This window comes from Neptunitalea chrysea, assembly GCF_027924145.1.
Lineage (GTDB): Bacteria > Bacteroidota > Bacteroidia > Flavobacteriales > Flavobacteriaceae > Neptunitalea > Neptunitalea chrysea.
In genome coordinates this window covers 74,714-87,867 of the sequence record NZ_BRVP01000004.1, presented here as the reverse complement: position 1 = coordinate 87,867, position 13,154 = coordinate 74,714, and the positions used below count along the sequence as shown (strand labels likewise).

General features: G+C 32.8%; 13 protein-coding genes. 5 read left to right on the top strand and 8 right to left on the bottom strand.

The features are described 5' to 3' along the window. The first annotated feature begins 29 nt into the window (after positions 1-29). Together fabF and NBRC110019_RS03605 are read left to right on the top strand one after the other, a co-directional pair. Positions 30-1,268, top strand: a complete 1,239-nt coding sequence (gene fabF, locus NBRC110019_RS03610; protein ID WP_281752470.1) for a beta-ketoacyl-ACP synthase II — start codon at positions 30-32, stop codon at positions 1,266-1,268. Between the two features lie 219 nt (positions 1,269-1,487). Beyond that, complete coding sequence (locus NBRC110019_RS03605; protein WP_281752468.1) at positions 1,488-2,627, top strand: response regulator; 1,140 nt, start codon at positions 1,488-1,490, stop codon at positions 2,625-2,627. Between the two features lie 59 nt (positions 2,628-2,686). On the opposite strand, the gene NBRC110019_RS03600 is transcribed toward NBRC110019_RS03605, so the two are convergent. From NBRC110019_RS03600 to ruvX, 3 genes are all read right to left on the bottom strand, one after another. Next, positions 2,687-3,136 carry a DUF5606 family protein gene (locus NBRC110019_RS03600; protein ID WP_281752466.1) on the bottom strand — a complete coding sequence of 150 codons (450 nt, stop codon included), beginning with the start codon at positions 3,134-3,136 and terminating at the stop codon, positions 2,687-2,689. 51 nt (positions 3,137-3,187) lie between these two features. Further along, positions 3,188-3,778, bottom strand: coding sequence for a peptide deformylase (gene def / locus NBRC110019_RS03595; RefSeq protein WP_281752464.1), 591 nt, complete (start codon positions 3,776-3,778; stop codon positions 3,188-3,190). Between the two features lie 90 nt (positions 3,779-3,868). Then, positions 3,869-4,285, bottom strand: a complete 417-nt coding sequence (ruvX, locus tag NBRC110019_RS03590) for a Holliday junction resolvase RuvX (protein WP_281752462.1) — start codon at positions 4,283-4,285, stop codon at positions 3,869-3,871. A gap of 106 nt (positions 4,286-4,391) precedes the next feature. Between ruvX and NBRC110019_RS03585 the strand changes: the two genes are divergently transcribed. Beyond that, the gene (locus NBRC110019_RS03585; RefSeq protein WP_281752459.1) at positions 4,392-5,207 is read left to right on the top strand and encodes a 2,3,4,5-tetrahydropyridine-2,6-dicarboxylate N-succinyltransferase; all 816 of its coding nucleotides are present in this window, start codon (positions 4,392-4,394) and stop codon (positions 5,205-5,207) included. A 485-nt stretch (positions 5,208-5,692) separates the two neighbouring features. After that, complete coding sequence (locus NBRC110019_RS03580) at positions 5,693-8,164, top strand: right-handed parallel beta-helix repeat-containing protein (RefSeq protein WP_281752457.1); 2,472 nt, start codon at positions 5,693-5,695, stop codon at positions 8,162-8,164. A gap of 99 nt (positions 8,165-8,263) precedes the next feature. Here the strand turns inward: NBRC110019_RS03580 and NBRC110019_RS03575 are convergent, their stop codons facing one another. Genes NBRC110019_RS03575 through NBRC110019_RS03560 form a run of 4 tightly spaced genes read right to left on the bottom strand, consistent with a single transcriptional unit; the run spans position 8,264 to position 10,356 of the window. Beyond that, positions 8,264-8,821, bottom strand: a complete 558-nt coding sequence (locus NBRC110019_RS03575) for a GFO_1091 family lipoprotein (RefSeq protein ID WP_281752455.1) — start codon at positions 8,819-8,821, stop codon at positions 8,264-8,266. Positions 8,822-8,870: 49 nt separating this feature from the next. Further along, positions 8,871-9,401: a GFO_1090 family protein gene (locus NBRC110019_RS03570; protein ID WP_281752453.1), complete on the bottom strand. Its 531-nt coding sequence runs from the start codon at positions 9,399-9,401 to the stop codon at positions 8,871-8,873. Positions 9,402-9,404: 3 nt separating this feature from the next. Beyond that, positions 9,405-9,860: a PG0215 family putative anti-sigma factor gene (locus NBRC110019_RS03565; RefSeq protein ID WP_281752451.1), complete on the bottom strand. Its 456-nt coding sequence runs from the start codon at positions 9,858-9,860 to the stop codon at positions 9,405-9,407. Then, on the bottom strand, positions 9,838-10,356 hold the full coding sequence (locus NBRC110019_RS03560) for a GFO_1088 family ECF-type sigma factor (RefSeq protein ID WP_281752448.1): 519 nt from the start codon (positions 10,354-10,356) through the stop codon (positions 9,838-9,840). The genes NBRC110019_RS03565 and NBRC110019_RS03560 overlap by 23 nt, the downstream gene beginning before the upstream one ends. 127 nt (positions 10,357-10,483) lie before the next feature. Here NBRC110019_RS03560 and NBRC110019_RS03555 point away from each other — a divergent pair, with 127 nt between their 5' ends. After that, positions 10,484-12,010: a GFO_1087 family putative carboxy terminal peptidase gene (locus tag NBRC110019_RS03555; protein WP_281752446.1), complete on the top strand. Its 1,527-nt coding sequence runs from the start codon at positions 10,484-10,486 to the stop codon at positions 12,008-12,010. Between the two features lie 68 nt (positions 12,011-12,078). On the opposite strand, the gene NBRC110019_RS03550 is transcribed toward NBRC110019_RS03555, so the two are convergent. Then, the gene (locus NBRC110019_RS03550; RefSeq protein ID WP_281752444.1) at positions 12,079-12,939 is read right to left on the bottom strand and encodes a tetratricopeptide repeat protein; all 861 of its coding nucleotides are present in this window, start codon (positions 12,937-12,939) and stop codon (positions 12,079-12,081) included. Positions 12,940-13,154 lie beyond the last annotated feature (215 nt).

Below are 13,154 nucleotides of genomic sequence, written 5' to 3'. Positions count from 1 at the left end.
ATGATAGTTTTAATCATTAATTATTCAACATGACAAGAGTTGTAGTAACCGGGCTAGGTGCCCTTACCCCTATTGGAAATACGATATCCGAATTTTGGGAAAATAGTATTAAAGGAGTTAGTGGTGCCGGAACCATATCGTATTTTAACAGTGAGCGATTTAAAACCCAAATAGCCTGTGAATTAAAAGACTTTGATCCTCAAATGCATTTAACAAGAAATGAAATTAAGAGAGGAGATTTATACACTCAGTATGCCTTACATGCAGCTACCGAGGCTCTAAACGACTCTGGAATTGATTTAGAAAAAATTGATCCGTTTGATTTTGGTGTTATATGGGGAACCGGACAAGGTGGTATGTCTACTTTTGAAAAAGAGGTGGAAAACTTTGTAAAACAAGACTATAACCCTAGATTTAATCCGTTTTTTATTCCTAAGATATTAGTTAACATGGCTTCAGGAATGATTTCTATGAAGTTTGGGCTACGAGGCATTAATTATACACCGGTATCTGCATGTGCTACATCGAACACTGCAATCATGGATGCCTATAATTATATAAAATTCGGTAAGGCTAAGATGTTTATTACCGGAGGATCTGAAGCAGGTATTACTCCTGCCTCTATTGGTGGTTTTGCGGCCTTAAAAGCAATGTCTACTAGAAACGACGATCCTACTAAGGCAAGTAGACCATTTGACAAAGACCGTGATGGATTTGTAATGGGCGAAGGTGCCGGAGCCTTAGTTTTAGAAGAATACGAACATGCGAAACAAAGAGGTGCTCATATATACGCAGAAATTGTTGGAGCCTCTATGACTGCAGATGCTTACCATATGACCTCTCCTCACCCAGAAGGTTTAGGTGCTAACAGATGTATGGTTAACACCCTTAATGAAGCTGGTGTTAACCCAGAAGATGTTGATTACCTAAACGTACACGCTACGTCTACTAACTTAGGAGATTTAGCGGAACTTAATGCTACTGCCAAAACTTTTAAGGATGCTGAAAGTTTAAGCATTAGTGCAACTAAATCTATGACTGGGCACTTAATGGGGGCTGCGGGAGCTGTAGAAGCCATATTAGCTATAAAAGCTATTAACAACAGTATTATTCCTCCTACCATTAACGTACACGAACTAGACGAAAACATTCCAACTGGTTTATCTATTGTTGCTAATACAGCACTAGAAAAAGAGGTTAATTTGGCCATGAGTAATGCATTTGGTTTTGGTGGACACAATTCAACTGTTCTCTTTAAAAAAATGTAATAGCATAATCTTTATATATATGTTAAAAGTCTCAACAATGTTGAGACTTTTTTATTTATACCTATCATTTATTGCACTTTTAAATTTCCATTCATCCTTTTAAATAAAACATTCGTCTACAGAAAAACCACTATTTAACTTATTCTGTACTAAAAATATGTTAATAAGTATAGATTTGAAATATAAATCGCTATTAATCACCAATTTAAATTGTTGCTTATGAAAATTCTGGCTATTGACGATCAACAACTTGTTCTTTTACCTTTAGAGAAAAGACTAACCAAATTAGGATATGAGGTAAAAACATTGGTCTCTCCTTTAAATGTAGTAGAAACTTATGAAACATTTTTACCAGATTTAGTGATTGTAGACATCGATATGCCAACCATCTCCGGCATTAAAATTATTCAGTATATACGCCAACAAAAAGGAGATCAAATTCCGATAATGGTACTTTCAGGAAATACTGATGAAAATATAATTCTTCAAACCTATGAATTAGGGATTCAAGATTATATGAAAAAGCCATTAACACTAGATGAAATTAGTGCACGGGTTAAAAATATATTAGGTAAAAAAACCGCTAATATTGAAAAATCTATTACACCAACTATTATCCAAAAAAAATGTATAGGAGTCGTTATTCCTGTTCAGAATATAGATGAAACGAGTTTTACAAAAGAATTTACAGATTTTATAGACACCTACACAGGATATCATATTTGTTTTGTTAACCACGCAAGTACTAACAATACGTTAGATATTCTAAATAAGTTGAGAAAAGGGAGAGAAGATCACGTTATCATTTATAATTGTGAAACTCCAAAAGGAAAAGGAGAAGCCATACGACTTGGTATGCTTTATATGGCAGAATTAGAAGACTTAGATTATATAGGTTATATAGATATTGAACAAGGTATTACTATAAAAAACTTTGATCGAGTATATAGAACTATTGAAGATAATAATTATGAAGTTGTAACAGCAACCTCAACCTCATCATTAACAGCATCTAATAAACATATTAAACGCTTTGTAAATAAAATTGTAGACATGCCTTTTCAAGATGCCTTAAGTGGTTTAAAAATCCTGAAAAGAGAAGTTGTAAAATATGGTTTTCAAGAAAAGTTTAAAACAAAGAAATGGTTTGCAATAGAACTTTTGATACGACTAAAAAAACACTACAACGAATCGGCGTCATTAAATATGTATGAGCTCCCTGTAGATAACAAACAGACTAAGTCCTATACAAAACTTTCGGTAAAAGATTATTTTAAAATTATTTTACAATTAGCCACTTTAGCCCGCACATATAAGGGTGAAAAACCTCAAAAAAAAACTACGTTAAAATTAACCTAGTTAAATTACAGGAAGTTTAGGTAAATAAAAAATCCGGCAAAAGCCGGATTTTTTTTAATTTATTCTTGTTCTGTTCCTTTAGAAGTAACTTCTTCTGTTTCTTCTGTTGTAGATTCATCTTCAGTAAAATCAGTAAATCCATTTTTAATTAATAAATTATACCACTGAATCACTTTTTTAATATCACTTGTATAAACCCTGTCTTCATCATAATCAGGTAATACTTCAAAAAAATACTCTTCTAATTTATCTTTAGATTCTTTATGACCTACTGCTGTTTCTCCACCGTTTTCTTTTTCCTGAATTTTGGCAAATACCGCCTTTAACGGCATTTCTTCAGTTAAAGTATAGATTGCAATTTCAGAAAGAACACTTACATTACTTCTCATTCCAACAGTAATTTTCTTTCCGTCTAATAAAGAAGAAGCAACAAATCCGGTACGGGTTTGTGTCTTTAATTCATATAATCCTGGCTTACCTGCTATAGCAACAATTTTGTCTAAACTCATATATTCAATTTTAGAGGCGCAAATATTCTATTTTTTATGGAAACAAAAAAATTAACGAGCTTTTTTTGCTTCTGGAAAACGCATGCGATACTCTGTTTTTATTTTTCCTTTACTAATATTTGAAAGTTTTCCTTTTAATAAACGTTTTTTTAATGACGATAGTTTATCGGTAAATAAAATTCCTTCAACATGATCATATTCATGTTGAATAACTCTGGCCGCTAAACCATCAAATTCTTCTACATGTTTTTCGAAGTTTTCATCGTAATATTCAATTTTCACAACATCTTTTCTAAAAACGTCTTCGCGAATATCTGGAATACTTAAACACCCTTCAGAAAACCCCCATTCATCACCGGTTTCTTCCAAAATTTGAGCATTTATAAATACTTTTTTGAAATTCGATAATACTTCCTGTTCATCCTCATCTAAATCTTCATCCTCTGCAAAAGGGGTAGCATCTATAATAAACAAACGAATTGGCAACCCTATTTGAGGGGCTGCTAAACCAACTCCACTAGCTCCGTACATGGTTTCAAACATGTTTTTAATCAATTCATCAAGCTTAGGGTACTCAGCACTTATATCTTTTGCTTCTTTTCTTAAAACAGGATCGCCATAGGCAACAATGGGTAATATCATATCTCTCCTTCTTTTTGGATTCTTTTCTTTGACTAATTAAGATGATTTTTAATTTCTCATTTTTTGCAAAGCTACAAAGATAAGTACAAATTAGTATTTTTTGCTATCTAAATAGGTTTGAAGAATAATTGTAGCCGAAATTTCATCTATTAAAGCCTTGTTAGCTCGCTGCTTCTTTTTTAAACCTCCAGTTAACATGGACTGAAAAGCCAACTTAGATGTAAACCTTTCATCTACCCTCTGAATAGGTATTTGTGGAATTGCAGCCTCTAATTTTTGTATAAACTCCTTGATGTACACTTCACTTTCCGAAGCCTCATTATTCATTTGCTTAGGTTCTCCAATAACAAAAAGCGCTATTGATTCTTTACTACAATACTCTTTTAAAAAAACTAGAAGCTCGCTTGTAGCCACGGTAGTTAAACCAGATGCTATTATCTGTAATTCATCGGTTACCGCAATACCGGTTCTTTTGGTACCAAAATCTAAGGCTAAAACTCTCGACATTATTTTTTTTGCAAAAGTAACCTAAAATGTGATACCTGTAAAATTCTGTCGGTATTTCTAAGGAAGGTTATATATTTACAACCTGAATAAAAATTTTGAAATTCAAATGAAAGATTTGCAACAGGTTATAGAAAAAGCTTGGGAAGACCGCTCTCTGTTATTGGACGAAACTACCATTAACACTATTAGAAAAGTTGTTGATTTATTAGATGCAGGTGAATTAAGAGTAGCAGAACCTACAGAAAATGGTTGGCAGGTGAATGAATGGGTTAAAAAGGCTGTGGTACTTTATTTCCCTATTCAGAAAATGGAAACCTTAGAAGCAGGAATTTTTGAATACCATGATAAGATTCCACTAAAAAAAGACTATAAAGCGAAAGGAATACGTGTAGTACCAAACGCCGTAGCGCGTCACGGAGCTTATATTTCTTCAGGTGTTATTATGATGCCAAGTTATGTAAATATTGGTGCTTATGTAGATGAAGGTACCATGGTTGATACCTGGGCTACTGTTGGAAGCTGTGCGCAAATTGGTAAAAATGTACACCTTAGCGGAGGTGTTGGTATTGGTGGTGTTCTTGAGCCACTGCAGGCAGCTCCGGTAATTATAGAAGATGGTGCATTTATAGGATCTAGATGTATTGTAGTTGAAGGTGTTAAAATTGAGAAAGAAGCCGTGTTAGGTGCTAATGTAGTATTAACTGCTTCAACTAAAATTATTGATGTAACCGGAGATGAACCTATTGAAATGAAAGGCATAGTACCAGAACGCTCAGTTGTTATACCTGGAAGTTATACCAAAGAATTTAAAGCAGGTTCTTATAATGTACCTTGTGCTTTAATTATTGGAAAACGTAAAGCATCTACCGATCTTAAAACCTCCTTAAACAATGCTTTAAGGGAATATGATGTAGCAGTATAAAGGCAAACTTACATGATTAAAAAACATCAGCTTCTTAACAAATAGAACATGTTAAGAAGCTGATGTTTTAATTTTAAATTTTTTATAAAGGAAGTTACTTCTCACAAAGAAATACTAAAAATAATCATTATTTTATTATTATTTCATTACAAAAAGTAAAATAAAATTACTATATTTGAAATACTAGCTAGTGTAATCGATTACATAATATCCCCCAAAAATGTAAGGTTAACCGTTTTCTTTTAGTATTAATTTAAATATTTATTGATTATGAAATTCTAATTTTAACTTATTAAGTCAATATATTATTGATTTTTAAAAGTATTTAGACCATTACTGCTACTATATAGTGGTAATTGGCCTAATTAATAAAATATGTAAGTATTTTATTTTTTGACGCTTCATGCAATCGATTGCATAAAACCGAATAGATTAGACCCCAAATCAAGCATTTTACTAATTATTAACCTAAATTTACTAATGTCATGAAAAAAAATTTCATTTATTCATGCTTAGGAGTCATTTTACTATTACTTGGCTCTTACACAGCTCATGCAACTAGCTATTATGTTTCTACATCAGGAAACGATTCTAATTCAGGAACTAGTACCGGAAATGCTTTCGCTACACTTACAAAAGCGATCAGCGTAGTGTCTGCCGGAGATTATATTTATATTGAAGGAGGTACTTATAGCTATAGTAGTACCATTGTTATAGATAGAAGTAAAAACGGAACTTCCTCTAATCCTATTAGAGTTTTTGCACATAACAGTCAAACAGTAGTACTCGATTTTTCAGGTCAATCAACAAGTTCCTCAAACAGAGGAATTGTAATGGATGCTTTTTATTGGCATTGGAAAGGTATTACCATTGAAGGTGCAGGAGATAACGGAATGCTACTATCTGGGAATTACAATCACATTGAAGACTGTATTTTTAAAGAAAATCGAGATACAGGACTTCAACTTAGTCGATATGATACCGATTATGATTCTATTAGTGAATGGCCTAGTAATAACACTATAGAAGATTGTGAAGCTTACGATAATAAAGATCCCGACAATGAAGATGCCGACGGTTTTGCTGCCAAATTAACCTGTGGAACGGGAAATAAATTCATTAGATGTGTAGCGCACCACAACATTGATGATGGATGGGATTTATATACCAAATCTGATACCGGTGCTATAGGTATCGTATACTTTGAAGAATGTATTTCTCATAATAATGGTAGTTTAACCAATGGATCTACATCCGGAAATGGAGATAAAAACGGTTATAAGTTAGGGTCTTCTGCCCATAATATCAATCACCAATTAGTACGATGTATTGCTTTTAATAATGGTAAACATGGTTTTGCTGATAATGGAAATGTAGGTAACATTAAATTTGTCAATTGTACTTCGTATAACAATACACAATATAATTACCATACAAGAGATAATGCATCTCATACTTTTGTTAACTGCCTCTCCTATGATTCGAATTCTAATGACCGTATACGAGGTGATTCAAGTACCTATCCAAATGCTTTTGATAATCAGGATTCATGGCCTTACACGGCTTCATCGTCAGATTTTCAAACATTATCTCCTGGTTCTAATAGTAATCCTACTTCAAATGGATTTCTGAATCTTTCATCAGGAAGTTCTCTTATTGATGTTGGTTCCAATTATAGCCTATTACCATCATATAATGGTTCTTCACCCGATTTAGGAGCCATCGAATCAGGTGGATCTTCAGGAGGTGGAGGTACGCCTGTTATTACCCTTAGTGCCTCTTCAGGAGATGGGTCAGTAAGTTTAAGTTGGAATATTACAGGTGGTACTGTAAATAATCAAGAGATATATAGAGACACTGATTCGGATCCTAATGGAAGAACAAAAATTAACATCCCTGCAAATAGCGCAAGAAGCTATACCGATAATTCAGTATCCAACGGTACCACTTATTATTATTGGATTAAAGTGAATGGATCTGAAAACTCAAATGCGGCTTCAGCTACTCCATCAGGAAGTGGCGGTTCTCCATCTATTGTACTCTCTGCCTCTGCCGGAGATGGTTCAGTAAGTTTAAGTTGGAGTATTAGTGGCATTTCTGTCTCTTCGCAAGAAGTATATAGAGATACTGATTCGGATCCCAATGGAAGAACAAGAATTTATATTCCATCAAGCAGCGACAGAAGCTATACAGATAATTCCGCATCTAACGGTACAACATATTACTATTGGATTAAAGTAAATGGATCTGATAATTCAAATGCGGCTTCAGCTACTCCATCAAGCGGCAGTAGCGGTGGTGGAAGTGCTACAAGAATTGAAGATAATGATTCGGGAACTATATCTTATGACGGCTCCTTAAAATCATATAGTAATGCCGATAATGGTAATGCTATTAACCTTAGCAACTCTTCTGGGAAACAAATTGAATGGAACTACAACGCCTCTTCTTCTGGAAGTTATACAATTACGGTTAGATACACTAGAAAAGCTTCTATGAATTCTTCTGTAGATATGATTATTAATGGTGGTAGTTCGCAAACGTTGTCGTTACCAGAAACAGGTAGTGGATCATTTAGTACTGCTTCATTTACTACCTCTTTGAATTCTGGAAATAACACGATCATATTAGAAACAAATGCATCGGGAGAAAGTGCAGACATTGATTGGATAGAAATAACAGGAAACTCTTCAAGAATGATGAGCGAAATTACCAAAACTTCAACACTTTCAATTTATCCTAATCCGGCAACATCAATATTTTATATCAATACAAAAGTTGTAGCACCAAATGCAACAATTAATATATATAATTTACAGGGAGCTACTATACTTACTAAAAAAATGAACAAAGACAATGTTCAAAAAATAGATATAGAACACTTAAAATCGGGTTCTTATATAGTACAAGTTAAAAATGGAGACAATTCGTTTAATAAAATGCTCTATATAAAGTAATTATTTGGATTAGTTGTGTTAATTATTAATGACTACGAGGCTAATGATATCATTAGCCTCGTTTATTATAACAAATTAGTATATATTCCTTATGTGTTATTAATTCAACTCAAAATCGAAAACTTTTTGAAGAGACATAAAAGAGTTATCATCCATTTTAGAGTTTTGAATTATTTGAACTATTGTCCCTATGTTTTCCGGTTTTAAATTATCTGCTAACAAGCGTACTAAAGCAAACCCCTTATCATTATTATACCCAAAAACAATTACTTCATCAATAGCATCTTCTTCACCTATATAATAGAGCTTACCATTCATTTCTTTACTGTTAAGTGTCATAAGCTCCTCAAAGTCAGATCCTTTTAAAATACTCTTTATTTTACTCTTTTGCTCTTGGTAAGTACCATTTTCAGAAGGTAGCATTAAAATATTTAGTTTTTTGATTGACTTATATATTTCTTTTTCTTCTTCAGAAAAATCTGTTTGTGAAACATCAAAAATTGATGTAGCAATATCAAATGAGATAAATTCAGGTTTCGATGAATTTTCGACGAAATATTCCTGTAACTCTCCTCCTTTTACATTACATGATATGCTTACAATCAAAAGCATTATTATAATAAAAAGTTTAATTGTATATCTAACAATTACTGCCATGGGTAAAGCTTTAAAAAAGGCATCACCTAAGGTAATGCCTTAATGAATATTATTTATTTTGCACATTATTCAGTTCAGAAGGCAAGTTCATAGCTTTGGTAAGTTCACCTATCTGGTTCAAATCAATATCTCCAACAATAGATAATAATACACTTTCTACTTCTCTACCTTTAATGTGTACATCACTAATTCCTTCAATGTACATTAACAGTTCTTTTACATGGTCTTTATCTTTCCCTTCTTTAATGTAGAACTTAATGTTTGCATCCTTGTCTTTAACACGCATTAACTCTTCTAACTTACCTGTTTTAATATATTTAGAAACTGTCGCAGACATATCCTTAGCTATTTTCTCATTTTCAGTTGTAAAAAGCTTTAATCCTTGAAGACTTTTCACCATATCCATAAGACGTTTTGCGTCCGGATCATCAGAATCAATATGAACAAACAGTTCAAACATTCTTTTGTTAACTACTACAGTAGTTACATCATCCATATCTTCAAACTTATCAAATACAGATTGAGCTTTAGAGACAAGTGGAGCTACCACTAACACTATTAATAAAATTATTTTTTTCATTTCTTAATTGTTTACAGTTTTAAAAATTTTCTCTTTTGTTTCTTCCAATTCGTTTAAGTACATCATTTGTTCTTTTCCTTTTTTCAAGTTAAGAGCTAATAATTCAAAAGCTTCTTTGGTTTGTGTATAAGCCAATCCTGCTTCTCTCTGTTCTTTCATCGAATGATATAAATCAACTCCAAAAAAAGCGCCAAAACTTATAGCGGCAACAGCTGCAACGGTAATCCATTTTCGACTTACGTGTCTTTTCTTAGGTTCTAATGGAACGTTTTTGGTAAACCGCTCTTCTTTGGCTACAGAGAAGTACCCGAACATCATCTTATATTCTAATAAATGTGGCGCCACATCTTCTTTAGAAAAATAAATTTTTAGTTCTTGCTCTTCAGCTACTGTAGTAGTAGCCTCTAAATACTTTTCAAGTAACTTTTCTATATACTTAGTTTTGTTGTTGAATTCCATAATTGTGAGTTTTAATTAATGATTCTCTAACTGCCTTTCTAGCTCTTGAAAGTGCTGTTCTTATAGCACTTTGGTTCATATCCATCATTTCGGCAATTTCTTCAAATTCATATTGTTCTATATCTCTTAATTGTAAAATTATACGTTGTTGTTCTGGTAATGTTTTCAAAATTCGTTGCATCCACTCTAAACTATCTACATTTTCAATCTTTCGTTGTAGGGATACCGATTCATCCTGATAATTACTGTGCACTAACTTTAAGTGCCCTGCTTGTTTAGATTTTAATCGATCTAAACAAAAATTTTTGGTCATTGTCATGGCAAAGGCTTCAACACTTTTATAAGAAGCCATTTTATCATTACTCCTCCACAACTTTAAAAGTATTTCTTGGGTAGCATCCTCCGCCTCTTCTGTCGAAACTAAAAGCCTTTTAGCTAGCCTAAACATTTTATCTTTAAAAGGCAGTACCGTATTTAAAAAGGCCGAAGCATCCATGTTATACAATTCTTTTTGGTGGTTATATAAGGGAGACGAACCACATTTAATTTTGTTACAAAAATTTTCAAATTATAATAAAGTATCTAAATTTAGAGTTTATTAAGCAATGATAAAACATTATTCAATGAGACGTTCACTATATTTTATTCTATTTTCCCTTTTAGTCGTTACTTCTTGTGATGACAAAGATGATAATATCTTAACCTTTACATCTTCCGAATCTACCGAAGATTTTATTTGGAAGGGTATGAATTTCTGGTACTTTTGGCAGGCAGATGTTGAAGATCTGGCAGATGATCGATTTTCTTCTAATGAAGAATACAATGATTTTATAACTTCATTCTCTGGTCCTTCTGAGTTATTTTATAATCTATGTAATCAGCATACCTATGTTTATGGCAGTGACAACGCCATTGATAGATTTAGCTATATAACTAGTGACTATACCGAACTTGTAAATTCATTAAGTGGTTCTTATACTACTAATGGAGTTGAATTTGGCTTGGCTACGTTTTCTGATAACGATGAAGTATTTGGTTTTGTAAAGTACATAATGCCTAATTCTGATGCTTCTTCTAAAAACATTCAAAGAGGTGATATTTTTACTGGTGTAAACGGAACGCAATTAACGTTGAATAATTATAGTGATTTGCTATATAGTTCTGACACTTATACCTTAAACATGGCTGAAATTACAGACCCATCTTTAGTAACCAGCTATAATCCTCCTAGGAATGCTATAAGCGAAAATGGTGTATCTATAGAATTAACTGAATATAGTTATACAGAGGATCCTATTTATATTGTTGATACGTTTAATGTAGGTAGCCGTACGGTGGGCTATTTAATGTACAATGCTTTTACTGCTAACTTTAATACGCAATTAAATGATGCTTTTGCTGAATTAAAAAATGCCAACGTTACTGATCTTGTTTTAGACCTTCGTTACAATAGTGGTGGTAGCGTAAATACGTCACGTATTTTATCTAGCTTGATTACCGGACAATTTAACGGACAACTATATATTAAGCAACGTTGGAATGATAAAGTACAATCGCAATTATCAAGTAGTGAGTTAAATGATTACTTTACAAATACCAATTCTGATGGAGCAACACTAAACACACTTAACTTATCGGAGGTATACGTTTTAACTAGTTATACTACTGCATCGGCAAGCGAATTGGTTATTAATGCTTTAGACCCTTACATTACAGTTAATCAAATTGGAGATTATACCCGTGGTAAAAATGAATTTTCTATTACTTTGGTTGATGATCCTGAAAACTCATATGTTTACAACTCAAATAGAGAAAGCTATATAAACCCTGACAATAGTTGGGCTATGCAACCCTTAGTAGGTAGAAACGAAAATGCTAACGGATTCTATGAGTACGCAGATAACGGATTAACACCAGATACTGATATGCTAGAAGATTTAACCAATATGGGGGTATTAGGAGATACTGCTGAGCCTTTGCTAGCCGAAGCACTTAATCAAATATCTACGACTACAAAAAGAACATTTCCTTCTGTCGCATTTCCATTAAGAGAATTTGCTAATAACAAAAGTAACATTCGTTCTTTTAATACGATGTATTTAGATAATCCGTCAGATGAAATTACCATACCATCTGTAGATTTAGAATAAGATGGTAATAAGACACGTCCTAAAATAGATTAACTATTTTAGGACGTGTTATTTGTTATAATTAAAATTTAATTCGGTTTCTTTAAACTTTCCAAAGCTCTTTCTGCATTACCATACCCTTGCTCTGCTGCCTTACTGTACCAAGATTTAGCCATCTCTATATCCTTTTCAATTCCTTCACCTTTCTCATAAGACATTCCTACATTAAACTGAGCGGTAACATCACCCTGATTGGCTGCCCTTAAATACCAATCAAAAGCTTTTTTATCACTTTTAGCAACACCAAAACCAAATTTATAGGCATTACCTAGTTCACTTTGGCTAAAACTATTACCTTGTTTAGCTGCTTTGGCATACCAGTAAAAAGACTTTTTATAATTTTTATCTACGGCATAACCACTGGCATATACAAACCCTAAGGTGCGTTGTGCTTCTACTTCTCCTTGTCTAGCCGCTTTTAATAACCACTCTATTGCTAAGTTTACATTTTTACTAACTCCATCCCCATCAAAATAACGCTTCCCTAAATTACTTTGTGCCTCCTTAACCCTATTCTTTGCAGCTTCTTTTAATAAAATTACAGCGTCCTCTGTATTTTCTTTTTCTAAAAGAATTAAAGCCTGATTATATTGTTCTTGTCCTTTTTTAAGATTTTTTGCCCTGTCCTTTGCTTCTTGAGCTCTCTTCTTTTTCAAAGCCTCTATCTCCTCTAGAGACATTTTATCTTTCTCCTCTTTAACTTCTACGGGCATTTCTTCATGTGATACCCCGTCTTTCGTAGTAACTTCTATTTCCTTTTTGGGTTCTACACTAACATCATTAGGTTTAGAAGCTGTTTTTTCAGAAGGTAAAAAGATAATAACACCTACCAATAACAGTAGTAAGACAAGTATTATTAATATTCTTTTGTTCTGTTTTTTCTTTTTCATATGCAATAGTATTACAGGCTTGGGTTATTTCTCTCGTTTCAAATTTAATTAAAAAAAAGCTTTACCTATTATTTAAAAATACAAAAAAAATATGATTTAGGTAACTCTATTTTTTTATAAAAAAGGAAAAGAGCCTTCATCTTGAAGACTCTTTTAAGTTAACATATAAACACCAGACCTGTCTTACAAGTCATTCCTTCTTTAAAAATTAAAAA

Coding starts and splice junctions, on each gene's coding strand:
- fabF (WP_281752470.1), top strand. CDS start 30: ATGACAAGAGTTGTAGTAACCGGGCTAGGTGCCCTTACCCCTATTGGA.
- NBRC110019_RS03605 (WP_281752468.1), top strand. CDS start 1,488: ATGAAAATTCTGGCTATTGACGATCAACAACTTGTTCTTTTACCTTTA.
- NBRC110019_RS03600 (WP_281752466.1), bottom strand. CDS start 3,136: ATGAGTTTAGACAAAATTGTTGCTATAGCAGGTAAGCCAGGATTATAT.
- def (WP_281752464.1), bottom strand. CDS start 3,778: ATGATATTACCCATTGTTGCCTATGGCGATCCTGTTTTAAGAAAAGAA.
- ruvX (WP_281752462.1), bottom strand. CDS start 4,285: ATGTCGAGAGTTTTAGCCTTAGATTTTGGTACCAAAAGAACCGGTATT.
- NBRC110019_RS03585 (WP_281752459.1), top strand. CDS start 4,392: ATGAAAGATTTGCAACAGGTTATAGAAAAAGCTTGGGAAGACCGCTCT.
- NBRC110019_RS03580 (WP_281752457.1), top strand. CDS start 5,693: ATGAAAAAAAATTTCATTTATTCATGCTTAGGAGTCATTTTACTATTA.
- NBRC110019_RS03575 (WP_281752455.1), bottom strand. CDS start 8,821: ATGGCAGTAATTGTTAGATATACAATTAAACTTTTTATTATAATAATG.
- NBRC110019_RS03570 (WP_281752453.1), bottom strand. CDS start 9,401: ATGAAAAAAATAATTTTATTAATAGTGTTAGTGGTAGCTCCACTTGTC.
- NBRC110019_RS03565 (WP_281752451.1), bottom strand. CDS start 9,860: ATGGAATTCAACAACAAAACTAAGTATATAGAAAAGTTACTTGAAAAG.
- NBRC110019_RS03560 (WP_281752448.1), bottom strand. CDS start 10,356: ATGGATGCTTCGGCCTTTTTAAATACGGTACTGCCTTTTAAAGATAAA.
- NBRC110019_RS03555 (WP_281752446.1), top strand. CDS start 10,484: ATGAGACGTTCACTATATTTTATTCTATTTTCCCTTTTAGTCGTTACT.
- NBRC110019_RS03550 (WP_281752444.1), bottom strand. CDS start 12,939: ATGAAAAAGAAAAAACAGAACAAAAGAATATTAATAATACTTGTCTTA.